Annotated in this window: 20 protein-coding genes; 9 read left to right on the forward strand and 11 right to left on the reverse strand. The window is 36.7% G+C overall.

The features are described from left to right. The first annotated feature begins 69 nt into the window (after positions 1-69). On the forward strand, positions 70-609 hold the full coding sequence (gene fabA / locus H5084_RS04470; protein WP_028870135.1) for a bifunctional 3-hydroxydecanoyl-ACP dehydratase/trans-2-decenoyl-ACP isomerase: 540 nt from the start codon (positions 70-72) through the stop codon (positions 607-609). A gap of 491 nt (positions 610-1,100) precedes the next feature. Continuing rightward, on the forward strand, positions 1,101-2,963 hold the full coding sequence (sppA, locus tag H5084_RS04475) for a signal peptide peptidase SppA (protein ID WP_028870134.1): 1,863 nt from the start codon (positions 1,101-1,103) through the stop codon (positions 2,961-2,963). 77 nt (positions 2,964-3,040) lie between these two features. Here the strand turns inward: sppA and H5084_RS04480 are convergent, their stop codons facing one another. Beyond that, on the reverse strand, positions 3,041-4,012 hold the full coding sequence (locus H5084_RS04480; RefSeq protein ID WP_037072224.1) for a Gfo/Idh/MocA family protein: 972 nt from the start codon (positions 4,010-4,012) through the stop codon (positions 3,041-3,043). 66 nt (positions 4,013-4,078) lie between these two features. On the opposite strand from H5084_RS04480, the gene H5084_RS04485 reads away from it, so the two are divergent. Beyond that, positions 4,079-4,540 (forward strand): DUF2919 domain-containing protein, encoded by a 462-nt coding sequence (locus tag H5084_RS04485; protein ID WP_028870132.1) that lies wholly within the window; start codon positions 4,079-4,081, stop codon positions 4,538-4,540. A 97-nt stretch (positions 4,541-4,637) separates the two neighbouring features. On the opposite strand, the gene H5084_RS04490 is transcribed toward H5084_RS04485, so the two are convergent. The 7 genes from H5084_RS04490 to fabB form a co-directional block, all read right to left on the reverse strand. Further along, entirely contained in the window at positions 4,638-5,924 is a 1,287-nt protein-coding gene (locus tag H5084_RS04490; RefSeq protein ID WP_037072222.1) for an NAD(P)/FAD-dependent oxidoreductase, read from the reverse strand. Positions 5,925-6,211: 287 nt separating this feature from the next. Further along, complete coding sequence (gene ycfP / locus H5084_RS04495) at positions 6,212-6,751, reverse strand: alpha/beta hydrolase YcfP (protein ID WP_028870130.1); 540 nt, start codon at positions 6,749-6,751, stop codon at positions 6,212-6,214. A gap of 261 nt (positions 6,752-7,012) precedes the next feature. Further along, complete coding sequence (gene nagZ / locus H5084_RS04500; RefSeq protein ID WP_182689657.1) at positions 7,013-8,032, reverse strand: beta-N-acetylhexosaminidase; 1,020 nt, start codon at positions 8,030-8,032, stop codon at positions 7,013-7,015. A 166-nt stretch (positions 8,033-8,198) separates the two neighbouring features. Beyond that, positions 8,199-11,084 carry a FimV/HubP family polar landmark protein gene (locus H5084_RS04505; protein ID WP_182689658.1) on the reverse strand — a complete coding sequence of 962 codons (2,886 nt, stop codon included), beginning with the start codon at positions 11,082-11,084 and terminating at the stop codon, positions 8,199-8,201. Between the two features lie 132 nt (positions 11,085-11,216). Next, the gene (locus H5084_RS04510; protein WP_028870127.1) at positions 11,217-12,230 is read right to left on the reverse strand and encodes an aspartate-semialdehyde dehydrogenase; all 1,014 of its coding nucleotides are present in this window, start codon (positions 12,228-12,230) and stop codon (positions 11,217-11,219) included. A 2-nt stretch (positions 12,231-12,232) separates the two neighbouring features. Next, positions 12,233-13,378 carry a 4-phosphoerythronate dehydrogenase gene (locus H5084_RS04515; RefSeq protein WP_182689659.1) on the reverse strand — a complete coding sequence of 382 codons (1,146 nt, stop codon included), beginning with the start codon at positions 13,376-13,378 and terminating at the stop codon, positions 12,233-12,235. A 223-nt stretch (positions 13,379-13,601) separates the two neighbouring features. Then, positions 13,602-14,816: a beta-ketoacyl-ACP synthase I gene (fabB, locus tag H5084_RS04520; protein WP_028870125.1), complete on the reverse strand. Its 1,215-nt coding sequence runs from the start codon at positions 14,814-14,816 to the stop codon at positions 13,602-13,604. Positions 14,817-14,929: 113 nt separating this feature from the next. Here fabB and mnmC point away from each other — a divergent pair, with 113 nt between their 5' ends. The 5 genes from mnmC (at position 14,930) to oleD (ending at position 21,995) form a co-directional block, all read left to right on the forward strand. Continuing rightward, the gene (mnmC, locus tag H5084_RS04525) at positions 14,930-17,086 is read left to right on the forward strand and encodes an FAD-dependent 5-carboxymethylaminomethyl-2-thiouridine(34) oxidoreductase MnmC (protein ID WP_182689660.1); all 2,157 of its coding nucleotides are present in this window, start codon (positions 14,930-14,932) and stop codon (positions 17,084-17,086) included. A 153-nt stretch (positions 17,087-17,239) separates the two neighbouring features. Then, positions 17,240-18,289, forward strand: a complete 1,050-nt coding sequence (locus H5084_RS04530; RefSeq protein WP_028870123.1) for a 3-oxoacyl-ACP synthase III — start codon at positions 17,240-17,242, stop codon at positions 18,287-18,289. Position 18,290: 1 nt separating this feature from the next. After that, the gene (locus H5084_RS04535; protein ID WP_182689661.1) at positions 18,291-19,172 is read left to right on the forward strand and encodes an alpha/beta fold hydrolase; all 882 of its coding nucleotides are present in this window, start codon (positions 18,291-18,293) and stop codon (positions 19,170-19,172) included. Then, positions 19,173-20,873, forward strand: coding sequence for an olefin beta-lactone synthetase (gene oleC / locus H5084_RS04540; RefSeq protein WP_182689662.1), 1,701 nt, complete (start codon positions 19,173-19,175; stop codon positions 20,871-20,873). It begins immediately after the preceding gene. Positions 20,874-20,921: 48 nt separating this feature from the next. Further along, positions 20,922-21,995, forward strand: coding sequence for a 2-alkyl-3-oxoalkanoate reductase (gene oleD / locus H5084_RS04545; protein WP_182689663.1), 1,074 nt, complete (start codon positions 20,922-20,924; stop codon positions 21,993-21,995). Between the two features lie 53 nt (positions 21,996-22,048). On the opposite strand, the gene H5084_RS04550 is transcribed toward oleD, so the two are convergent. Then, the gene (locus H5084_RS04550; protein ID WP_182689664.1) at positions 22,049-22,573 is read right to left on the reverse strand and encodes a M48 family metallopeptidase; all 525 of its coding nucleotides are present in this window, start codon (positions 22,571-22,573) and stop codon (positions 22,049-22,051) included. A 380-nt stretch (positions 22,574-22,953) separates the two neighbouring features. Between H5084_RS04550 and H5084_RS04555 the strand changes: the two genes are divergently transcribed. Next, positions 22,954-23,355: an ACT domain-containing protein gene (locus tag H5084_RS04555; protein ID WP_182689665.1), complete on the forward strand. Its 402-nt coding sequence runs from the start codon at positions 22,954-22,956 to the stop codon at positions 23,353-23,355. Positions 23,356-23,910: 555 nt separating this feature from the next. Here H5084_RS04555 and H5084_RS19660 read toward each other — a convergent pair. Next, positions 23,911-24,366, reverse strand: a complete 456-nt coding sequence (locus tag H5084_RS19660) for a helix-turn-helix domain-containing protein (protein ID WP_259396678.1) — start codon at positions 24,364-24,366, stop codon at positions 23,911-23,913. Continuing rightward, positions 24,367-24,795, reverse strand: coding sequence for an AraC family ligand binding domain-containing protein (locus H5084_RS19665; RefSeq protein WP_259396679.1), 429 nt, complete (start codon positions 24,793-24,795; stop codon positions 24,367-24,369). It abuts the gene before it with no gap. Positions 24,796-25,061 lie beyond the last annotated feature (266 nt).

Raw genomic sequence — 25,061 nt, forward strand, 5'->3', positions numbered from 1 at the left:
TATTTCGTGGTATTAAGTTAATTTCCTCTTTAATGCCTCACCTTATCAATTATCTTAAGAAAAGTGATTATGACTAAAATCGTATCCCAAAAAGAGTTGGGTAAAAACTCTTACAACAAAGAAGAACTTATTAAATGTGGTCAAGGTGAGTTATTTGGTGAAGGTAACTGTCAACTACCTGTTGATAATATGCTTATGCTGGATCGCATTATTTCTATTACTTCCGATGGTGGAGAGCATGGCAAAGGTGAGTTGATTGCTGAATTAGATATTGATAAAGCTTTATGGTTTTTTCAATGTCACTTTCCTAATGACCCTGTTATGCCTGGTTGCTTAGGACTGGATGCTATGTGGCAACTAGTTGGATTCTTCCTAGGTTGGAGCGGTGGTCCAGGTAAAGGACGTGCGCTAGGTGTAGGCAACGTAAAATTCACGGGGCAAGTATTGCCTACCGCGAAGAAAGTAACCTACCGCATCACAATGAAACGTTTAATTATGCGTAAACTTGTAATGGGTATTGCAGACGGTGTTGTTGAAGTAGATGGTAAAGTTATTTATACAGCAGAAGATCTAAAAGTAGGTTTATTTGTTGATACTTCAAGCTTCTAATACTGATACTGATACTAATTCTAGGTCTAACTAATTTAGTTAGATTTAAATTATCGGAAGCAATTATTAGTTAAGAAATTTTAACGAAGAAAAGCACTAATTACTCAAGTAATTGGTGCTTTTTTATAGAGATTGTTAAGCCCTATCTGTGTTTATGTTAATTTCATTAACTAGGTGCACCATTATTGGCAAAGAAAAATGCATTAATTTAAGGTAGAAATCGCATCAAATAGCTTGTCCCTCTTACAAAATTTCTAACCCCAAAGGGATCAATTTTAAGCAACAATAATGATCTGCTATGAACCAGAATTGCCATTAATACCAAACCATATTCCAAAAGTTAGCTAGCATTTTGCCTTTATCGTACTTTTAGCTAAAAAAAAGTTTATGATAACTCCATTATAAGGGCAATATCACTGTTGCCTGATTTACTATCAATTACCTTTTTCTATCGATTAACATTAATCACCACTGCACTTGAAGGATCTTTTATGGCTATTATATTTCGCTTTATTAATCAGTTTTTTAGAAAATTATTTAAACTGATTAATTGTCTCCGTTTAATCATACTTAATGCCATCTTTATTTTTATCGTCTTGTTGATTGTTGTTTCATTCAACGAAACAGAAGAAAAAATCTATGTTGCAGATAACTCTTATCTGCAAATAAACTTAAATGGTTATATCGTAGAACAAAGGCAACCTGCAGATCTTTCTCAAAAAATAACAAATCAGCTAACCGGTACTGAACAAGAGCAAATACAAGAATTCGAAACACAAGCGCTAATTAATACAATTCAGCATGCACAACATGATGATAAAATTACTGGGCTGGTGTTAGAACTTAGCGGGTTAAGATCAGCAAGTTTAGATCAACTTTCGGATATTGGTGATGCAATCAATGAATTCAAAAAGTCAGGTAAGCCAGTTTACGCTTATGCAGATAATTATAGCCAAACGCAATATTATTTAGCCGCCTATGCTGACCATATAACTCTTGCTCCCAATGGGTTAGTGATCCTGCAAGGTTACGCAGTTAATCGTTTGTATTTTAAAGATTTACTAGATGAGCTATTGATCACACCGCATATTTTCAAAGTCGGCACTTATAAATCTTTTGTTGAACCATTTACTGAAACAAAAATGTCTCAATACAGTAAAGATGCAAACAAACATTGGTTGGACCAATTATGGCAGGGTTATATCGATACAGTGCTATTACAAAGAAATAATATTGACTCATTAAGTGCACAATCCATCAACCCAAGTTTAGATCAACTTAAACAACAATTACGTACAGTTTCTGGCGACGGAGCCCTGTATGCAATGAGCGTAGGTTTAGTAGATGAACTTGCCTATCATGAGCAGTTTATTGCTAATCTGACGCTCAAAGCAGAAACAAAGTCTAAACCGCTAAATCGTATTGATTACAACCACTACGCATCAAGCTTACCTCCAATTTATACGTTTACCGGTAGTAACAATCAAATCGCTGTTATTCATGGTTCTGGAGAAATAGTGTCAGGCACTAGTGATGCAACAACGATTGCAGATAAAAGTTTTAATACATTATTAAAACAAGCACGCTTAAATAAACAGATAAAGGCAGTTGTTATTAGACTGGATACACCCGGTGGTAGTGCATCCGCTTCAGAGCTGATACGTCAACAAATACTTGCATTAAAAAAACAGGGAAAAACTGTCGTTGTCTCAATGGGGTCAGTGACCGCTTCAGGTGGTTATTGGATAGCCTCTGCTGCCGATAAAATAATTGCTTCCCCAACTACATTGACGGGATCGATTGGTATATTTGGTATGTTTGCCACTATTGATAAAACCTTAAATAAAATAGGCATTCATCAAGATGGTGTCTCAACTAGCCCTTTATCTGACGTTGGTATAACTCAACCACTTAACCCTCAATTAGCTGAAATTTTTCAGATAGGCATCGAACACGGCTATCAAAGCTTTTTAGAGGTAGTAGCGGATGGGCGAGATATGACCAAGCAGGAAGTAGATAAAGTTGCTCAGGGTCGAGTATGGACAGGTGTGGATGCACTACAACTAGGCTTGGTTGATGAATTGGGAAATTTACAAACTGCGATCAACTCAGCAGCACAATTAGCGTCGTTAAGTGAATATGATATTGTATCAATCCAACCTGAGATATCACCAAAGCAGTTATTTATTAATAAATTACTATCGCAGTCGATTAGCTTTTTACCGTCAACGATCATGCAATCTTCGCCTTTAATTGAGGCTTTTCTTCGTTTAGAAAAACAAAGCAACTTCATTACCCGCTTAAATGATCCAAAGAATCATTTTATTTACTGTACCCAATGTAGAATAGAATAAACTTAAATTTACCTCACCATAACTTAATACAATAATGGTGAGGCAAGTATTTTAACCCCAAAGCCAGTCAAAAATAGTTAAGCTTTATTAATTTTCGCTAAAGTGTTTACCTGCTTTAATACTTGATCACAAATTTGATGCGTGATCAGGATATCCTCAGCAATTCTTTTATTAAATAAACCAACTTGCAGTTGCTCTAACCAATCTTCAATTAGTGAAACAAAGCCTCGCTTATATAGAGTTTGCTCCCAATCATTAAAAGATAAGCGTTTAAATTGTTGTTCTTGGTAAACTTCACCTTCATTTAGGTTATCTACCTGCCAACTGCTTCCTTTACTTGTTACCAATAACCGCTCTTGATTGATTCCTGCAATACGGTTCATATTGGCATTCAAAATTGAAAATTGGCTCTGCCATGATATTTGTAAATTGGCTAGTAAATCAGATTCAAATTGAGCCATCACATTTATATGTTTGGGATAAAAATCAGACTCGCAATCTAAATAACGTACAGTATCAATAACATGAATAAAGTCGTCAAAAATAAATGTTTCAGCAAAAGCGGGTAGGTTAAATCTGTTTTTTTGTACTGTAATATCTTTATTTACAGTCATATTTTCACTTAATGAAGATTTAATTTCCTGTACCAGTGGCGAATAACGCCGATTAAATCCAACATAGATTAAAACATTGTGTTGCTCTGCTAATTGTATTAATAAATTAACTTGCTGAATGTTATCGCTTAAAGGTTTATCTACATAGACTGCAATATTATGCTCAATAGCAAGCTTTGCGAGATGATAATGAGCAGATGTTGCGGCGTGGATCATTATCGCATCAGGTTTGCTTTTAAGTAACATCTGATAATCATCAAACACTTCTGCAATTCGATACTTATCTGCTAATAATGACAACGTGTCAATATTTCTAGAACAAAGTACGGGCGTTATTAGTGGATGTTGCGAAATGATCGGCAAGTATGCTTTTTGAGCAATATCACCTAGCCCAACCATCGCAATGCGTTTTTTAATTAGATTATTTTCGCTCATTAACAATTCCTATTAGTATTCACCAGCACTTTCAATAATAATGAGATAAAAATTATTGGGTCAGCTATGAAAAAACGTTTATATGCATTACAACATTATACAGAATCCGGTGATTTAAAGGCGCCTCCCATACTGTTATTTATTTTGTTATTCCTTTCTAGGACATGGGTATTATTAATTATCTCTGTCGCTTCACAACAAACAGGTAATACACTACTACAAATTTTTTATCCTGAAAAAAGTCATTTCTATTTAGGCTTATCAGTCGGCGTACTCCCAGTACTTATTTTTATTATTTCAGGACGTCGTCACGCACAGGACAAATGGGCAATACGTTGTTGGCCTTGGTGTTTCTTTCTTATTTTATTAACCACTTTCAGTGATTTAGCATTGCAGTTATATTATTTATATATGATGCATTTTACCTATTCAGTCGCTGCATCTTTACAAATAGTGTTGGTTACCTGGAGTTGTTTATATCTGTTCAAAAGTAAACAACTAAGAGATTGCTTTAACATTACAAATTAAAAATGCCTCAATAAAGTGAGGCATTTTATAATTTTGAAAGCGTTAAAAATAAATAAGTCGCATTAGAAATAAACAATGAAACTTTAAGAGTTTAGATTTAATGTAACTTTAGGCGTGGACGTAAAACACGGTTAATACGTTCAACTAAAGTCATTAAGCCAGTTCGAATATAACCATGTAATGCAACTTGGTGCATACGATATAAGGAAATATAGACAACACGAGCTAAACGCCCTTCTATCATCATAGAACCTTTCATTAAATTCCCCATTAAACTACCCACTGTACTGTAGTTACTTAGTGAAACTAATGAACCGTAATCAGTATATTTATAATCAACTAGTGGTTTATTATTCAATGTCGCTAAAATATTTTTACCCACTAACGATGCCATTTGATGAGCAGATTGGGCTCGAGGAGGAACAAAGCCACCACTTGGTAATGCACAACTTGCACAGTCACCAATCGCATAGATATCTTTATCTAAGGTAGTTTGCAATGTTTGTTTAACTATTAACTGGTTAATTCTATTGGTTTCTAAACCTGCCAATGATTTCATGTAATCAGGTGCTTTAATGCCTGCCGCCCATACGATCAGATCTGCTTTGATCAACTCACCAGATTTAGTTAACAACCCTTCAGAGTTTGCTTCAGTAACCATAGTATTAATACGTACATCTACACCTAGTTTTAGTAACTCTTGATGCGCTGATGCTGAAATACGTTTAGGTAAGGCAGGTAAAATACTATCACCCGCTTCTATTAAGCTAACATGTAAATCTGTACTTTTAATATGTGAGAACCCATAGCTAGAAACTTGTTTAAGTGAATTATATAGTTCCGCAGATAGCTCTACACCCGTTGCGCCAGCACCGATAATTGAAACATTTACAGATTTTGTTTCTTCAACCCCTAACTGCAGGTACTTGTTTAACATGCGATGATGGAATTTTTTGGCTTGTTGTGGACTGTCTAAGAAAATGCAATGTTCACGCACTCCTTTAGTATTAAAATCATTACTGACACTACCTAACGCCATCACTAAAATATCATATTCAACTTCACTAGCTGGTAATATCATAGTGCCTTCTTCATCTATCAAAGGGTCAATTGAAATAGTTTTTTTAACGCGGTCAAGATTACGCATTGCGCCAAGTTTGAAGTTAAAATGATGATTAGTTGCGTGAGCACGGTAACTTACCGCATCAATACCGTCATCTAATGAACCGGCTGCAACTTCATGTAAAAGAGGTTTCCACAGGTGAGTACTATTTTTATCCACTAGCGTGATATGCGCTTTTTGTTTACGCCCTAATTTATTGCCTAATTTAGTTGCTAACTCTAACCCGCCAGCACCACCACCAACTATTACTATTTTCTTCATAACCACCTCAATAATTTAATTTTTTTACAAAAAACAACTTATTTTGTGACAAAAAGTATTCTTTTGTAAAAAAACTGACCTAGATCTTATTATTAAGAATTTAAGGTTATAAAAAAAGGCGACTCAAGTCACCTTTTTTATGGTTTGATTATCAATAATGTTACTTGAAAGCGATTTTAGTTGTAAAAAGTAAAATTTTTACCGTAAGAAGTGATTAACGCCTGTGGATATAATACTTATTGAGTAGACAAATCCTGTGCAAAATAACTACATATACCGTTTATTTATTAATCATCTTTGAATTTTTTAATTGTCTGAAGGTGGGCAGCAATATCAGAAAATTTATGACTTTGTTTATCATCAACAATAATAGGGTAATAATTCGATAACTCATAATCACTAATTTCGGTGTTTCTGACCAAATCCGTTGCAGATAAAATGCATAAACAATTAGGTTTATTTTGTTCTCTAAAATCACTAGCACATTTAGTTGAGATATCTAAATATTCTTCAGGCCATTCAATACGGCCAACCATATTATCTTCAGGATGCAAATTTGGATTAAAAATAACTTGTTTAATACCGCATAAAAACCCTATACGTTCGCTCCAATATCCTCCTAAGCCTACACCACAAATAAGTGGAGATTTGTCATCACTATCTTGCACATGTTGATGTACCTCTTTAAGAATATGGCTCATATCATGCTTAGGATGAATAGTGCTGTAATGAACAAAACGAACATCTTGATCAATGAATTTTAATTGCATCACTTTCTCGTGATTACCAGGGCTCGTTGCATCAAAACCGTGTAAATATATGATCATTTTTAAATTCCGCCTTTATTATTCTTAACTGTTATTTAGCGATCTGTCTTTTGAGTCTACAAACATTGCCAACTTCATTTTATTTTTTGATAATAAATGGGCAAGTATAGTTATTATATTAGTAGTATAACTAAATCTCATTGTTAGTGCTTAAATTAAAACATTCTCTCAGTATAGGCACAGCATCGTTTAATCTAGTCTAAGTAAATTGTTAAAGAGTGCAAGCCTTGCTTAATACTAATTAGACTCGCTTAGCAGTATTTAACTTTGATCAGCAAATTCAAGTAGTAAGCGTCTATGTTCTAGCCAAGTTTGATTCTTTTGTAATGGTAATTTAAGTTTGCTTTTTTGTGCAAATAACGACTGAATTAGTGGTTCATTATTTCTACTGTTAGTTAATGTTAATCCGTCTAAAATTTGCATTGCGGCAGGTGTGTCATTACACGCTAAAATAAGATCGCAACCGGCATTGATAGCACTTTTAGCTCTTGAAAGGTGATCTCCGACAAAACTAGCACCATGCATTGAAATATCATCACTAATTATTGCGCCTTTAAAGCCTAATTGCTGCTTCAAGATTTTCTGTAGCCAATATTCAGAAAATCCACAGGGTAAATCATCACATTGTGAATAAACAACATGTGAAGGCATGATCGCATCTAACTGACCGGCATTAATTAATTTGATGAAGGGTTGCATATCATTGTTAAATATTTCCGACTCACTGCGTTTATCAACGGGTAATGCAATATGAGAATCTGCTTTGACACTACCATGTCCGGGAAAATGCTTGCCAGTGCTTGCCATACCCGCTTCTCTCATTCCATCAATATAAGCACTCGCAATAATACTAACTTGATCATGATGTTTACTAAAACTACGCTCTCTAATTACATCGGAGATACCATTAATATCCAACACTGGAGCAAAGCTTAAATCAATATCACAGGCGATCAATTCACTGGCCATCACAAAAGCGCTGGCTTTTGCTAATTTAAGCGCTACTTGTAAATCATTTGATTGTGTTAATAGGTCTCCACATGCAGGTAACGATGTAAACCCTTCTCGAAAACGTTGCACTCGTCCACCTTCGTGATCAACAGCGATAATGATCTGATGTTTTGCATAAAAGCGGATTTGCTGCACGAGCTCTTTCAATTGTACACGGTTGTCAAAGTTACGGGTAAACAAAATGACACCCGCCACTAACGGGTGGGATAGATACTCTTGTTCTGAAGGTGTTAATGAGACCCCTTCCACATCCAAAATAATTGGTCGCATACTATTTTTATTCCAATTTAAAAAAGCCAGCAATGCTGGCTTGTTAGATACACAAATATAGGGTGATAACGCTAATGAGGTATGCTTTCTAGCATTTCACTCGATTAAGTTACTCAGCGAATTAAAATACTTAGTGTATCTGTTTAGCAGATTGATTTACAAAATATTATTTAATTCTTGCGAGTAATTTTTGTACCTCTTTTAATTTATCATCTGATGCAGTAGTTAATAACTTGTTTAAAATGTCCTTAGCCCCTTCTTTTTCATCTATTTCTAAATAGGCACGAGCCAAATCTAATTGTGCGGCTATACCATCATCATCACTGTCAAACTCAGTGAATGACTCTACCACATCCGGGAACTCATCAAGGCCAAACTCTAGATTGAAGTCTTCTTCATTTATCGCATCACCCCCACTACTTGTTAATAATGTGTCGATATCAATAAATTCATCATGCTTACTTTTATCTATTGTAGGTAATTCAACATCCTCATCAAAGGCACCTTGGCTTAATTGTTCTGCTAATGATTTGCCTTCACTGTCACTGTCCTGATCGTCTGATTCATTATTATCTAGTTGATCACTTAATTGCTCTGCATCAGTCTGAGCTTCCTCTGCAGCATCTAACTCGGAAATACTTTGGTCAACACTTTTTAAAGTTGAAAGATCAACATTTTCAAATTCACTTAAATCATCGTCGATAATGTCATCTGTATTAATAGCTTCAGATGACTCAGCAACTGTCTCTTTCTCCGCTTCAGTTTCTTGATTGATGAGCTCTTCTATATCATCAACAGTTTCACTTACCGCTTCTGGTTTAACTTCTGCATCTGATTCAGAAGATTCAACAACAGTCTCGTTCGCCGCTTCAACTTGTTGACTGATTAGCTCGTCGATATCATCAACAGTTTCACTTGCCGCTTCTGGTTTAACTTCTGCAGCAGATTCAGCAGATTCAACGACAGTCTCGTTCGCCGCTTCAACTTGTTGACTGATTAGCTCGTCGATATCATCAACAGTTTCACTTGCCGCTTCTGGTTTAACTTCTGCATCTGATTCAGCAGATTCAACGACAGTCTCGTTCGCCGCTTCAACTTGTTGACTGATTAGCTCGTCGATATCATCAACAGTTTCACTTACCGCTTCTGGTTTGACTTCTTCAGCTGAATCAGCTGATTCAACAACAGTCTCGTTCGCCGCTTCAACTTGTTGACTGATTAGCTCGTCGATATCATCAACAGTTTCACTTCCCGCTTCTGGTTTAACTTCTGCAGCTGATTCAGCAGATTCAGCTGATTCAACGACAGTCTCGTTTGCGGCTTCAACTTCTTGATTGATCAGTTCATCGATATCATCAACGGCTTCATTTACAACATCAGGTTTAGCTACTGCTTCTTGCTCTATTAGCGCATCGATATCATCAACGCCTTCACTTAAATCTTCAGGTTTAGCTTCTTCTTCTGTATTAGCGTCATTTATAGAAGGACCAATATTTTCTATAGCACTATCTGGGTCACTATCAACGTCTTCGGCAAGTTGTGTCTCCCATTCCGCCGCAAGGTCTAAATCTTCTTGGTTAATATTGGCATCTAATGAAAGATCAACTTCAGATAACTCGATAACCTCTTCTTTACCTTCAATTAGAGAATCGATGTCAAAATCTTCGCTATCAATTAAACCTGCGATTCCAAATGGGTCATCTTCACTAGTTTCCGGTTGCGTAAACTCATCAGTACTTTCAATCGATGAACTTTCTAGTTCAATGTCGTCAGAGCTCTTACTGTCAGTAACTTCGTTATCATCAAACGTCTCTCTATCAACAATATCGAAATCACTGTCACTTTCTGTAATAAGCTCACTTTCAGCTTCAGTTGATTGCTCTTGTTCAGTTTCGAGAGGAGTCACTACCGAAAGATCAGCATCTTCAGTGAAATCGATATCACTGCTAGTTTCTGTATTTACCGCATCTTCATCTAGATCATCTGTTAATAGGGAATCAAACTGTCCATCTTCCTCCATCAGAATAGAAGTAGACTCTGCAATCTCTTGCTCTCTTGACGCAAGCTCACGTTTAGATTTCAAACGTAAGATGATTAAGAAAATGGCAATCAAGAACAATAGAGGAGCCAAAATAGTTAACATTAAGCTAGAAATGGAACCAGTCATGGCCCGTAACATTTCATTTAATAAGCCAGGCCCACTAAAAGGAGGCTCTTCAAATGCCTCTATTTGTTGACGATATTGATCAATTATCGCCTGCAATTCTTTCTGTGTGGCAATATCTTCCTCTACTTGTTGTGCAAGGCTATTAACTTGATCTGTTAATGGTTGTAGTTTTAGTTTTAAACTTTGATTAGCTTCAGTGGCAACTATCAGTTGCTCATTCAATAATTGAAATTCTTTTTCTTGATCGGCTAGCAACTGGATTTTTGCTTCTAAAGCGGCGGCTTTATCTAGCGCCTCTTTTTTCAACTGGTCAATAATTTCAGGTTCAACAACCTCGGTTGACTCACTGTTAGTTTTATCATCATTCAGGTTTTCGTCAGTATTTTTAGTATCTACAATAACTGGTTCAACGGGAGCTGTTTCGATCACCTCTTTCAGAACAACAGGTTTTGTTACTTTTGGTGCAGGTTTACTGGGTCTTAATAATTGTTCCGCTTCTTTGTTTGTTTGTTGTGCTATGAATGCTTTACTAGGTATTGTGATCATCGATCTAGGAATAATTCTATTAATGTCACTTTGATAAAAAGCACTTGGATTTGCTTTGTATATTGCCACTAAAGTCTGAAATACAGACACGCTTGAATCAGGACGTAATTTTGACGCAATAGACCACAAAGTTTCTCGAGAAGAGATAGGCCCATATTTTGAAATTGTCAGAGAAGTATCCACTGTGGACGTAGTATTTGACGAAGGTGTTTTAATTGTTTCAGCGGGTTGTATTACTTGGTCTTCATCATTAGGACCAACTAAATCAACACCTTGTACAATAGGTACATTGAATAACAATGGAGAACAGAAAACCAGACTAAGCAAAATGCGCTTCATAAACGTTCCTTGTGAGGAAAAGCTGAATAATAATGATTATATAATAAACTAGGACAAGTAATAGAAGATGTTTAAAGCAAGTAATAAGGCTAGAATTGAGATCTAGCCCACTTTAACGTAATTACTACAACTTTATAGATAGGTAAAAGCTAATTTTTCCATTACTAACACTGCATTCGTTGCAATTCCGTAATGAACATTATCAGCACAAACCCACATATTAATACCAGCAGCATCACAGGTATCTTTACGTAAACGCCCCACGTGAACTTCAACATTTCCAACCACATCATCAATCATATTAGCGTAATCACCAACTGATTCTGATAATATAATATTGTCACTATGGTGTAGCGCGTTTGCAACTTCACTCAGCTCAACAGGATAATGGGTTACAATATGAACCGCTTGTGAACAACCATAAAACATTGGCACAACAACCTGTGTTGTCGATACCACCATTTCAGGATCATTGAGTAAGCGCCTTGTTTCAGCCATTAAACGTAGCTCAGAAAAAGCAATACCATCTTCATTAAACTCATCAATTTGTGGAACAACATTAAAAGCAATTTGTTGCTTAAATTTATGCTGCTCTACTCCTTTTGCATTCAATAATCGTGCCGTTTCTCCCGCCAATGCCGTGACACCAACTTTACCAATACAAGAAACTGATTGAAATCCTGCAACAGTGACACGTTTAATACCTACTTCTTGATGGATTTGTTTAATAGCCAGTGTTAATTGTGCTGTTTCAGGGCTTGGGATCGCAATAATATTTGATTCACCATAACGAGCTATTTCATCTTCATTAATCCCCATTTGTACTAATGGCACAGATGGATCTTCTAAGTAATAACCACTGATATCAATTACGACACAATGCTCTTTGGCTACTGGTATCCATTGCATTGCCACATCACGGTCAGAAACAAATAAAGCAATATCCACTTGTTCCCAATCAAAAGATTCTATTTCAATAACATCAACAGGCTTGCCTGAATACATCACTGAGTTTGTATCACATTCACCAATACTAAGAGGGAACAGGTTATTAATTGGGAAGTCTCGTTTTAAAAGTACTTCCAGTGTTGCTTCTATACAACCATCAATTTCACCAATGAGTGCAATGTTATATTCTTTGTTCATGTCTACCTTTTATTTTTATTTACTGTAAATCCGGTTCTGTTTAAATCAATTGCTTTTGAACTAGGATTAATAGGATCTATTAAAGTAATTGATAATGTAGATAATTCCCTACGTTCAGGATAATTTTTCCGCATTTGATCAAAGCCATTCAGATCATTTACTTTTGCTCTAAATAACGCATCATCTCTGCGCACATCATATATTAAATGTACTAAAGATTTTAATAATTCTGCATTAATGTTATTCGAAATAGTTATGTCGGTAATATTTGCTTTAGCTTTAAAATCAATACTATTTAAAGTTGTCGGTAGATTCAAATGTTGGTTAAGTGATTGGTATAACATTTCAGTACCTCGTACACGACCATCTAAGCTATAACCGGCTATGTGTGGCGTTGCAAGTTCAACATAAGGTAATAATGCTTTTTCGATATTAGGTTCATTTTCCCACACATCCAATACTAATATGGGGGCTTTTTCTTCTTGTGCAAGAGATAATAGAGCTTTATTATCAACTACTTCGCCACGGCAAGCATTGATTAAAATTTGATTGCAGTTTAATTTCTGCAGTATTTCATGGTCAAATAGATGAAATGTTTTATACTCACCGCGCATGGTTTTTGGCACATGTAGAGAGATAATATCAGCAGCGAGAACGTCATCAAAATCACAAAAAGCCCTTTGGTCGCCAGCGGCTTGTAATGGTGGATCATACAATTTACAAGTCACACCAACTGCTGTTAAGCACTCGTAAACAGCACTACCAGTATTGCCTGCACCAACAATCGCCACTGTTTTGTCATTTAACACAAACTGTTTACGCTCTGCTAAAATTAAAAGCGCACTAAGTACATATTCCGCGACCGAAATTTTATTACAGCCCGGCGCACTACTAAAACTAATATTACGTTGTTTTAAATAAGCTTGGTCAATATGATCTGTACCGATAGTTGCAGTACCCACAAACTGAATACGCTCGTTCAAAGCGAGTAAGCTTTCATTCACCTTAGTAATTGAGCGTACTAACAAGATATCGGCATCTTTTAACTGTTCTGCAGTTACATCTCGGCCTGAGAAAGTAATGACTTCCCCAAAACTGTCAAAGTAATCTTTGCCATGCGGCATATTTTCGTCAATATAAATTTTCATATTCATTTAACCAATTTAATTTGTACAAATCATATATTATATTCAAGTAACCAGTATTCGTTTCAACTTTTCAAAAGGATTACTTATAACAACCACTTTTAGCTCTTAAGTTAAATGATCTTAATGACATATCAGCAAAAACCACGTAAAGCTTAAGTGCTTTAACAAACCAGTAAAACAAAAAAAGGAGCCTAAGCTCCTTTTTTAATTACAATATTAAACTTTATTGATAACGTTTAAAGATTAATGTTGCGTTTGTTCCACCGAAACCAAAGCTATTAGACATAACAATATCTAGTTTAGCAGCTTCTGATTTGTTTTTAACGATTGGCAGGTTAAGCGCTTTCTCATCGACTTCTTCAATATTACAAGAAGGAGAAATAAAGTCATTTTCCATCATTAATAAACTATAAATTGCTTCATGAACACCGGCCGCACCTAATGAGTGCCCTGTTTGTGATTTAGTAGCACTGATTTTTGGCGCATTATCACCAAAAACAATATTGATCGCTTCTAACTCTTTTACATCACCAACAGGCGTTGATGTACCATGTGTATTCAAGTAGTCAACTTTGCCTTCAACGGTAGCTAGTGCTTGTTGCATACAACGTACCGCACCTTCACCAGAAGGAGCAACCATATCGTAACCATCTGACGTTGCACCGTAACCAACGATTTCAGCATATATTTTAGCGCCACGAGCTAAAGCATGCTCTAACTCTTCAACAACAACCATACCGCCGCCGCCAGAAATAACAAAACCATCACGTTTTGAATCATAAGTACGAGATGCTTTATCTGGAGTTTCATTGTATTTGCTTGAAAGTGCGCCCATTGCGTCAAACTCACAAGCCATAGTCCAATCTAATTCTTCACCACCACCGGCAAAAACAATATCTTGCTTACCAAGTTGGATCTGTTCAAGGGCATGACCAATACAATGTGAACTTGTCGCACATGCAGAGCTCATTGAATAATTGATCCCTTTAATTTTGAAAGGTGTTGCTACACAAGCTGAAGTTGTGCTCGCCATCGTGCGCGGTACCATATAAGGACCAACGCGACGAACCCCTTTGTCTTTCATAATTTGGCATGCATCGACTTGGTTTTTTGAAGAACCACCGCCAGAGCCTGCTACTAAACCAGTACGTACATTAGAAACCATGTCTTCTGGTAATTGTGCATCAGCAATTGCTTGTTGCATTGAAAGATAAGTATATGCCGCAGCATCACCCATGAAACGCATTACTTTACGGTCAATATGCTCTGAAGGATTGATTTTTAAATCACCCCAAACTTGGCTACGCATTCCAACTTCTTTGAATTGTTCAGAAAATGTAATGCCTGACTTGCCACTTTTAAGTGATGCTAATACTTCTTCTTTATTGTTACCAATACTAGAAACAATACCGATACCTGTAATTACTGCTCTTTTCATTATTAAGCCTTTATTGCTTGAGGGACTAATTATATGATCATCAAAAGTTAACCAATTTTCTTAAATCAACCTGACTGTTATGAAATATGATCGCATATATAGAGGAATATAACTTGTCTCAAGCCAAAAACAATATAATTAAGCATGCACAACTTAACTGGTCAGATCAGTCCGAGCCATATTCGACTATGTTTGATGATATCTATTTTAATAATAATCAAGGTCACTGCGAATCTCAATATGTTTTTTTTGAAGGCAACGATTTAGCTCAAAGATGGGTTAATTTTAAACAAAAACAGTTCTGTATCGTAGAAACTGGCTTTGGTTCGGGTCTCAATTTTGTTAATAGCGCACAACAGTTCATCAATTTTAGAAAAAATAATATAGACAAACCACTGCAACGTATACATTTTATTAGCTTTGAAAAATACCCGCTTACTAGCAATGATATCCAGTTAAGCCTGCAAAAATTGCCACAATTTAGCGAATTACTTGACTCGCTTGTGGTGCAATATCCGATGCCACTGCTCGGATGTCATCGATTATTCTTTGATGGTGGTAATATTATTTTGGATTTATGGTTTGGTGATATTAATCAACAAATAGACAATCTGAGTAACGAGCACAATGGTATTGCAGATGCTTGGTATCTTGATGGTTTTAACCCCAATACCAATCCGGATATGTGGCATCTAATATTATTTAAAAAAATGGTGGCGCTATCTAAACCACAAGCAACATTAGCCACCTTTACTGCGGCAGGCTTTGTAAGAAGAGCGTTAAATGAAGCCGGTTTTACTATGCTAAAACGTAAAGGTTACGGAAAAAAACGTGAAATGCTAGTAGGACAACTACCTGAAAGCACCTCTATAGATGGCCATGCTATTAACCCAATTGATGACCGTCGAACGATCATAAAAGAAGCGATTAAAACGGTACCTAACGTAGTAAATGACATAGCCATCATTGGTGGTGGTATTGCTGGATTATGCACAGCACTTGCTTTAGCAAAACGCGATCACAAGGTAACAGTTTATTGTTCGGATAAAACACTAGGCAGTGGAGCATCAGGTAATTTACAAGGAGCCTTATATCCTCTTTTGAATGAACGGCATGATGCACTCGGGCAATTATTCAGTAATGCCTACCAGTTCGCGTTAAATTTTTACCAAGATATTAATCAACGTCACCCTTTTGCACATCAGTTTAATGGCTTAATTCAGCTCGCATACGACTCAAGTTCGACTAAGAAATTACAAAAAATAAAAACGGCAGGTTTACCTGAACAATTAGTACATTGGATAGATGCAAACTCAACAAACCAATTAGCTGGTGTCGAAATTGACCACCCTGCTTTATATTATCCTCGAGCAGGATGGTTAAGTCCTCGCCAATTAATAATTTCGTTAGCACACTTGTTAGCTGAATATGACAATGTCACTATTCATTGCGATCATCATATCGAGCAGATTTACTATGACCAAGATGCAAAAAATAAAAATAATGATCAATGGATATTAAAAAGAAAGCTGCCAAGTACTTCAACAAACACCTCAGCTAAAGATATGATAGATTTGTCAATACACGCGATGGCTCATCAAAACCAAACAGAAAGTGCTACAGAGAATACAGGTATTTTTAAGCATCAAACTCTGGTTATTGCGGCGGGCTTTGATTCACTTAACTTTCAACAGTGTCGAGCCGTCCCCCTATCCGCTGCACGTGGCCAAGTCAGCCATATCGAGTCGACGCCTGAACTTACTGCATTAAAACGAACCCTGTGTCATGAAGGCTATTTAACACCAGCAATAGCAGTCCAACATTGTATGGGAGCTACATTTAAGCGCCATGATAGTGATACGGCGTATCGTGAAACAGAGCAAAACGATAACCACCAAAAATTAAAAAAGTGTATTTCAGACAAAACATGGGTAGATAATATTGTGTTAAATGATCAAGCTCATACAGCCATTCGCTGTACAACCCGAGATCATTTCCCCTATGTAGGTGAATTAACCGATTATGATAGTCTTAAAAAAAGTTATGAAATGAATGGGTCTATCAACTACCCTATAGCATCGTTACCTAATGCTTACTTATTAACAGGTTTAGGTTCTCGAGGTTTATGTAGCGCCCCTTTATTAGCAGAGATTTTAGCAAGCAAAATAAATAAAGAAAGCTTACCTGTAGCAAAGTATATTGATGAAAAAATGAAAATACCGCGTCAATGGTTAAGTTATATAAACAAAAACAAACCGTTAAAGTCTTAAAACGAGCTAATTTTGATCAAAATTAACAGTATTTAGCGGTCAGTTTAGGATTGGACTTTGTTAAAGTCAGAATATACGGTAACCTACGCCTCCGGTTTAAGGGTTGATTAAATTGGTCCTTTTTGAAGCATTAATGAGAAAAATTACAACTTAATGAAATATTCCCGCGTTTATATCAATAGTATGGCTTATGAATTAGCCCCAGAAGTCGTTTCAAGTAAAGATTTAGAAGCTCGTCTTGCGCCTTTATATCAAAAATTACGTATACCAGCTGGTCAACTTGCTGCCTTAACGGGCATTGAAGATAGACGTTGGTGGCCAAGTGATCATCGGTTATCGGATGGTGCCATCGAAGCAGCAAAAAAGTCATTAAATGAAACAGGCATTAATGTAGAAGATATTGGTGCAGTTGTTTATACGGGGGTATGTCGCGACCAACATGAGCCAGCGACAGCTTGTCGTATCGCTGCAGAAATTGGTGTTAATAAGAGTACCGCTATTTACGATATTAGTAACGCATGTTTAGGTGTGTTATCGGGTATTTTAGACATCGCAAACCGCATTGAATTAGGCCAAATCAAAGCCGGTTTAGTTGTGTCTTGCGAATCTGCACGGCATATTGTTGATATCACTATCGACAATATGATATCCAATCCTACCATTCAAAATTTTTCACAGTCGCTGGCAACGTTAACTGGTGGCTCTGGTGCTGTTGCAGTATTGCTGACGGATGGTTCATTGCAGTTAGATAATCAACGTCAACACAAACTATTAGGTGCTAGCCACCTTTCTGCTCCACAACATCATGATTTATGTAAATGGGGTTTACAAGAAGTTGGTCTTAAATTACATCGAGAGTTTATGCGTACCAATGCAGTCCCATTACTGAAAGAAGGTGTCGCCTTAGCGTTTGATACTTGGCAACATTTTTTAACGCAGCAACAATGGACAGTAGATAGTGTCGATAAAGTAATTTGTCATCAAGTAGGTTCTGCAAATCAAAAACAGGTCCTTGCTGCGTTAAATATTCCCGTTGGAAAAGAATTTCCGACTTATCAATACCTCGGTAACATGGGAACCGTTTCACTGCCCGTTACCGCTGCATTAGCAGATGAACAAGGGTTTCTACAAAAAGGTGACAATGTCAGCTTCTTAGGAATAGGCAGTGGTTTGAATTGTATGATGCTTGGATTGGAGTGGTAACATGAGTCTTGATAATTTATTGCCATTCAAACGCAATTTTTTAGACCTAAATGGTCAAAAATACCATTACATAAATGAAGGTTCTGGCGAGCCAGTTGTGATGGTACATGGTAACCCTAGTTGGTCATTCTATTACCGAAATTTGGTAAGCGCGTTAAGTTCAAACTATCAATGTATCGTACCGGATCATATCGGTTGTGGCTTATCAGATAAACCATCAGATAAAGACTATGACTATACATTGGCACAACGTATCGATGACCTTGAAACCTTACTGGATAGCCTAGATATAAAAGAAAATATTACCTTAGTCGTACATGACTGGGGAGGCATGATCGGAATGGGTTATGCAGCACGTCACCCAGAGCGAATTAAACGTTTAGTTATTTTAAATACGGCCGCGTTTAATTTACCTAAGTCGAAAAAATTTCCAATCCCATTATGGATTTGTAGAAATACGTACTTAGGCACAGTACTTGTACGTGGTTTTAATGCCTTCTCGTCAGTAGCTTCATACGTAGGTGTAAAACGCAATAAAATGCCTAATGAAATTCGTAAAGCCTATGTTGCGCCTTTTAACTCCTGGAAAAATCGTATTTCAACACTTCGATTTGTACAAGATATTCCTTTATTACCGCATCACCTCAACTACCAGTTAGTAGAAAGTATTGATGCAGGTTTGCAACAATTTCAGAATGTTCCGACTGTCATTTGTTGGGGATTACAGGATTTTGTTTTTGATAAATACTTTTTAAGTGTTTGGAAACAAAAAATGCCACACGCACAGGTGCACGAGTTCGCAGACTGCGGTCATTATATTCTTGAAGACGCAAGTCGTGAAGTAATCGATATAGTGAAAACATTTATGAGTAAGAACACATAAATGTCCAATGCACGTAAACCACAAAAAATATCCAATAAAAACCAAAATAACAAACAAGGGAACTTGTGCCGACACTTAGTGACAGCATCAAAAAAGTTTCCTGAAAATCTTGCGGTTAGTGTACAAAAAAAGACGATAAAAGGGTTAACTTATCAACAGCTAACCTTTGCTGAATTACATCAACAAAGCGATGATATCGCCTATGCACTAAATCAATGGGGTCTTAAAGCAGGCGACAAAGCGGTACTTATGGTTACCCCAAGTATCGCATTTTTTAACCTTACCTTTGCTCTTTTTAAAGCAGGTATTATTCCCATTTTAGTTGATCCTGGAATGGGCGTTAACAACCTCAAGCAATGCTTTGAAGAGTCACAACCTGATGCTTTTATCGGCATCCCCAAAGCACACCTTGCAAGATTAATTTTTTCATGGGGTAAGCAAACCATTAAACATATTATTAATGTTAATGGTCCGGCTATTTTTGGTGGTATTCAACTATCAAGTATATTAAAAAAATACCCTCGCGCTAAACACTACTCAATGCAGCAACTTAATCCCCATCAGTTGGCTGCTATTTTATTTACCAGCGGTAGCACTGGAACCCCTAAAGGGGTGGTTTATAGCCATAGCATGTTCGAGGCGCAAATCAGCGTATTAAAAAATGATTACAAAATTCAACCGGGTGAAGCGGACTTAGCGACATTTCCGCTATTCTCACTATTTGGCCCCGCATTAGGAATGGCATCGATTGTGCCAGATATGGATGCCAGCCAACCAATTAAAGCCAATCCAAACTATATTTTTGCCGCCATTGAAAAATATCAATGTAGCAACCTATTTGCGAACCCGGCTTTATTAGACGTATTAGGCCAAGCAGGACAAAAACAACAGCACACTTTGTCTAGCATTAAACGTGTTATTTCCGCAGGAGCACCTGCTTCTTTAGACGCAATTAATCTATTTAGCCGAATGTTAAGCGGTGATGCTGAGGTGATTAACTCCTATGGCGCGACAGAATCATTACCTATAAGTAAAATCGGTAGTCAGCAATTATTAACCACCACTAACATTACCGAACAAGGTGGTGGCATTTGTGTGGGCCATGCTATTGAACATGTAGACATAAAAATTATTAAGAACACTGAGCAAAATATAAATACATGGCACCAACAGTTAATATTAGCCCCCTTTGAAATAGGTGAGATTGTAGTAAAAGGTCCGCAAGTAAGTGCCGCTTATTACCATCGTCAGCAAGCAACAAAACAAGCTAAAATTAAAGATGGTAACGGTGTACGTCACCGTATGGGTGATTTAGGTTATCTGGACGACCAAGGTAAATTATGGATGTGTGGTCGCAAAGCCCATCAAGTTTTATCTAATCACCTAGCGTACAATAAACCTTATTATTCTATTCCTTGTGAACGAATATTTAATACACATAAAAGTATTAAACGAAGTGCACTAGTGACGGTTGTTATAGATAAAAAAGTCACTCCCGCTATTTGCATCGAAGTTGAAAGTAGTAATACTTATGATTCATCTCGGTTATTTCATGAATTACAAGAGATAGCTAAACAACATACACAAACACAAGGTATTGAGCTTTTTTATATTCATAAAAAATTTCCAATGGATATTCGCCATAATGCTAAGATATTCAGAGAAAAACTGGCGGTATGGGCACAGCAACAAATTGAGTAAATTCAATATGGTTCACATGGCTAAGTACTAACTACAACGAGATAAATTATGGCGATAACTCCCCTTCTCTTTTCTGATCTTCACCCTCAGCAACAGTCCATTTTGTCTAAACTCAGTACGCAAGTTGATTGTATATTCGTTACTGGTGCAGGTGGCTTTTTAGGGACGGCACTATGTCGTTATTTACGCGCAGCGAATATTAACGTCGTTGGATTTTGTCGTGGACATTACCCACATTTACAAGCTCTTGGTGTAACATTAATTCAAGGTGACTTACAGGATAAACAATCGTTGATTGACGCAATGCAAGGTTGCTCGATTGTATTTCATGTTGCCTCAAAAGCCGGTGTATGGGGAGATAAAAAAAGTTACTTCACACCCAATGTACTGGGTACGGAGAATGTTATTGAAGCATGCCGAATAAACCATATTAAGCGACTAGTTTATACCAGTACACCCAGTGTCACTTTTAGTGGCGAAGACGAAACTAACATTGATGAATCGCAGCCCTACGCAAAACAATTCCTTAATTTTTATGGCTTATCGAAAGCCGTCGCTGAACAGAAAGTACTACAACAAAATACAGAAAATTTAAAAACAGTTGCCTTAAGGCCACATCTTATTTGGGGGCCATACGATCCGCATTTAGTGCCTAGAGTAATTGATCGCGCTAAGGCAGGTAAGTTAAAACTAGTGGGTAAAATAGATAAATTAGTAGATACTATTTATATTGATAATGCCGTTTATGGGCATCTGCTTGCCGCAGTAGAATTGAATAAAAAAAATTCACAGTGTGCAGGAAAAGCGTACTTTTTAAGTAACGATGAGCCTATTTTAATGGCGACTATGCTCAATAAAATATTATCAGCAGCAAATTTACCGAAAGTCACCGCTAGAATATCGAGTCACCTCGCTTACTTAGTTGGCACTCTATTAGAATGGTGGTACTTACGCACCAGCAACACCAATGAACCAATCATGACGCGCTTTGTAGCAAAGCAGCTATCCACCAGCCATTACTTTAATATAAGTGCCGCAAAACAAGATTTTAACTACCAAGCATTAGTGTCAATAGATCAAGGGATGGTGCAATTAAAAGCGTACTTAGGAACAAATAAGTAGCCGTCAATTAGCTTTCTGCCATCACAACCCTATATAGTCTTGCTGTAGATAAACTAGTAAATCCCGCCTTTGAGCTCTAACTGCGTTAAATATAAGCGCATTTCAAACTCTAATTGATGATAATCCGGCAACATATGCTCACACAACTGATAGAAAGCTTTATCATGATTTTTCTCACGAATATGACTCAATTCATGAACCACAATCATCTCTAAAAATGGTTCAGGTGCAACTTTAAAAACGTCACTCACTCGGATTTCATTTTTACTTTTTAATTTACTACCCTGCACTCTTGAAACAAAAGTATGTAAACCCAGTGCGTTGTTTACTACGTGAATTTTTTTATCATAAATGATTTTACTAAGCGGCGATGACTTACGTAAATAGCGGTTTTTAATATCCATTACATAATCACGCAATAATTTATCGTTATTAATATTATGTTGATGGGGGTATTTTTTTAACAAAAATTCCCCTAATTTATCTTGATCAAGTAGGGTCTGTATTTGAGTTTGCACCTGAGGCGAATACGCAGAAAGGTACTTAAGTGACTCGGGTTGCTTTAATGATTTAGACATAATTACATCTTGAGATAAATAAATGAAATTATAACTTATTTATTATTAATTCTAAAATTATAAGGTAATTAGAAAACTAAGTCGCTAGTGGTCACAAAGTGACTTGGTCAAGGTGATGTATGGCTTACATAGAGTTTCGGTCACTCATTAGGAGACCCTAGTTTAAGTCTAAAGTTTCGGGTCCCCTCTACCTAAAAGCATGATTAATGCTTATTAATCTACTAATCTACTAATCTACTCAACATAAGCATCAAATACACAATTATCACATTAGCTTTACTGATAATAGATTAATATTGTTAATTTCACTTATGCACAGTTAATGTTTATTGTAGTTTTTTTAAAAAACAACAAAACGCTATTATTTAAGGATAACAATCATGACTGCTATTACAGACTTGGACATTCTATTAAAATCTATGTCACCAGAGCTTATTGAAGGAAACTACGTATTTTGCACAGTGAACGGAGCATTATTAGATTATTTACCCTTACAACCAATAGCAACTTTTCTTGAAAAGGAAGGTTTAACTCTGGTTTTGGAAGAGCATAAAGCGACGGAAGCTAAGTTAGATTTTGATGCTGTATTCAGCCTGATCACCTTATCCGTACACTCCAGCCTTGAGGCCGTAGGGTTAACAGCAGCTTTTGCAAATAAACTTGCCTCATATGGTATCAGTGCTAACGTAATAGCAGGTTACTATCACGATCACATCTTTGTTCAAAAAAACAAAGCAGATGCAGCGTTCAAAGCACTTCAAGAGTTTTCAAAATCGTCATAGCCAAACTATTAATAATTGCTTCAACACACGAGAGTGAATTGAAATTGCACAAAATCAATAGAAATAAGGACGACCACAATACTTATCACTGTGCTCTTATTTAAAAGCAACACAGTGAACTCACTCCTAAGTAGAAGTGTATTCAGAGACTTCACACTTGTGGTTATTTTTGCACGAATAGAATTAAAGTCGTAATAAATCAATCAGTTAACAACATTTACAGCTTGAAACGCCCTTTCGAGACCCACATGCCCCTCTTTATTATTGACTTTAGGAGCAATAGATTCATTAATAACACGCATAAACCGAGATATATCGGCTACTCGTTAACGCCAATTAGCAATACATAATAGCAATCACGGTAGCCTATTCCGCTTTAGAAGTAGGTTCATTGTTTAACCAACCCGCAGCAAGTAATGGCGTTGAAGATGAAGTACGCTAACGCTGGCAAACACTTTCACTAAATGAATTAACTTCTACTTCATTAATATGCAATACGAGATAATAGTGTAAAGTTAACTTTTCAGATGCTCTAAAACAACAACTCGCCTATTCTTACAACACGGGTTTCAGATACTTTTTCTGAAATTGACTTGGTGTCAACCCGACCTGTTTCTTGAAGTACTTAACAAAGTTGCTGGCATCCTCAAAGCCAAAATCATAAGCAACTTGTTGAGATGTTATGCTACTGACAACTAAACAGCGTTTTATCTCAATAATGGTGTAGGAGTCGATAAGCTGTTTAGCAGTGAGATTGGTTGCCAGCTTACAGATTTGATTCAAGGTTTTATAGGTGGTATTAATCTGACTGGCGTACCAGTTGCCATCTCTTATCTTATTAAAATGAATAAACAGCAGATCCAAAAACCGAGCAAATTTAATACTTTGCCCCTGTGATAGCACATCGGGACGCAGTTCTGGCCTTAAGCGATGCAGCATCAGTGAAAGCGTAGAGAAGAGGTACATAAGAATCAAAGGGTCAGATTGAGCATGAAGATTTTCTTTAATCATCTAATTGATTAATGTCTGGCAGCGCTGATTATTTTCTTTATCCAGCTTGATTAATGGTGTGTGTTGGCTATTAAGGTGCGTCGGAGTGTAATTCGGCAAACGCATATTAGCATGCACCTGATCTAAGAATGACTGGGTAAAAAGTATAATCTTTCCCTTTACTTTGCAGACAAAATCAAAGGCATGCACTTGCTCCCGCTGAATAAAAATAAACGACCCAGGAGACAATGGATACTCTTTAAAATCGACCATATGCGTGCCGCTTCCTTCCTCGATATAAATAAGATTAAAAAAGCTTATACGATGGGGATGCTCAGGATGATGAGTGGCAAGTTCAAAGTTACGTTGATAAAGCGATTCAAGTCCAAATATTTCAAACTCAGCTTGCTGCGTTTTATTGTGATTAAATCCAACCTTTGGGATGTGCATTTATTTCTCCATCTATCAACTACTTGTGCATGCCATCAATACGCAATCATTAGACATCACAATGTAACCGCTATGCAATCACCATAGCATCACTATATTCTAATAGGTTGTATTTCTTCTCTTTTTTTACGAAATAATTATCTTTTGGTGAAATGATTAATTAGCTAATAAGTTATCTAAAGGTTAGTAGGACGTAATCAGGTACACATTTTACAAACAGCGTATTACTGTAATGGCTCTACTGGACTGGTAGGCGATAGTTAATT

This window comes from Psychromonas sp. SR45-3, from assembly GCF_014163575.1.
GTDB lineage: Bacteria > Pseudomonadota > Gammaproteobacteria > Enterobacterales > Psychromonadaceae > Psychromonas > Psychromonas arctica.

Excerpts from the sequence above, each read along its gene's own strand:
- fabB (WP_028870125.1), bottom strand. The coding sequence starts at position 14,816 with ATGAAAAGAGCAGTAATTACAGGTATCGGTATTGTTTCTAGTATTGGT.
- oleD (WP_182689663.1), top strand. The coding sequence starts at position 20,922 with ATGGCGATAACTCCCCTTCTCTTTTCTGATCTTCACCCTCAGCAACAG.
- H5084_RS04480 (WP_037072224.1), bottom strand. The coding sequence starts at position 4,012 with ATGAGCGAAAATAATCTAATTAAAAAACGCATTGCGATGGTTGGGCTA.
- H5084_RS04510 (WP_028870127.1), bottom strand. The coding sequence starts at position 12,230 with ATGAACAAAGAATATAACATTGCACTCATTGGTGAAATTGATGGTTGT.
- oleC (WP_182689662.1), top strand. The coding sequence starts at position 19,173 with ATGTCCAATGCACGTAAACCACAAAAAATATCCAATAAAAACCAAAAT.
- H5084_RS04535 (WP_182689661.1), top strand. The coding sequence starts at position 18,291 with ATGAGTCTTGATAATTTATTGCCATTCAAACGCAATTTTTTAGACCTA.
- H5084_RS04490 (WP_037072222.1), bottom strand. The coding sequence starts at position 5,924 with ATGAAGAAAATAGTAATAGTTGGTGGTGGTGCTGGCGGGTTAGAGTTA.
- H5084_RS04555 (WP_182689665.1), top strand. The coding sequence starts at position 22,954 with ATGACTGCTATTACAGACTTGGACATTCTATTAAAATCTATGTCACCA.
- sppA (WP_028870134.1), top strand. The coding sequence starts at position 1,101 with ATGGCTATTATATTTCGCTTTATTAATCAGTTTTTTAGAAAATTATTT.
- H5084_RS19660 (WP_259396678.1), bottom strand. The coding sequence starts at position 24,366 with ATGATTAAAGAAAATCTTCATGCTCAATCTGACCCTTTGATTCTTATG.
- H5084_RS04485 (WP_028870132.1), top strand. The coding sequence starts at position 4,079 with ATGAAAAAACGTTTATATGCATTACAACATTATACAGAATCCGGTGAT.
- ycfP (WP_028870130.1), bottom strand. The coding sequence starts at position 6,751 with ATGATCATATATTTACACGGTTTTGATGCAACGAGCCCTGGTAATCAC.
- H5084_RS04550 (WP_182689664.1), bottom strand. The coding sequence starts at position 22,573 with ATGTCTAAATCATTAAAGCAACCCGAGTCACTTAAGTACCTTTCTGCG.
- H5084_RS04505 (WP_182689658.1), bottom strand. The coding sequence starts at position 11,084 with ATGAAGCGCATTTTGCTTAGTCTGGTTTTCTGTTCTCCATTGTTATTC.
- H5084_RS04530 (WP_028870123.1), top strand. The coding sequence starts at position 17,240 with ATGAAATATTCCCGCGTTTATATCAATAGTATGGCTTATGAATTAGCC.
- H5084_RS19665 (WP_259396679.1), bottom strand. The coding sequence starts at position 24,795 with ATGCACATCCCAAAGGTTGGATTTAATCACAATAAAACGCAGCAAGCT.
- fabA (WP_028870135.1), top strand. The coding sequence starts at position 70 with ATGACTAAAATCGTATCCCAAAAAGAGTTGGGTAAAAACTCTTACAAC.
- nagZ (WP_182689657.1), bottom strand. The coding sequence starts at position 8,032 with ATGCGACCAATTATTTTGGATGTGGAAGGGGTCTCATTAACACCTTCA.
- H5084_RS04515 (WP_182689659.1), bottom strand. The coding sequence starts at position 13,378 with ATGAAAATTTATATTGACGAAAATATGCCGCATGGCAAAGATTACTTT.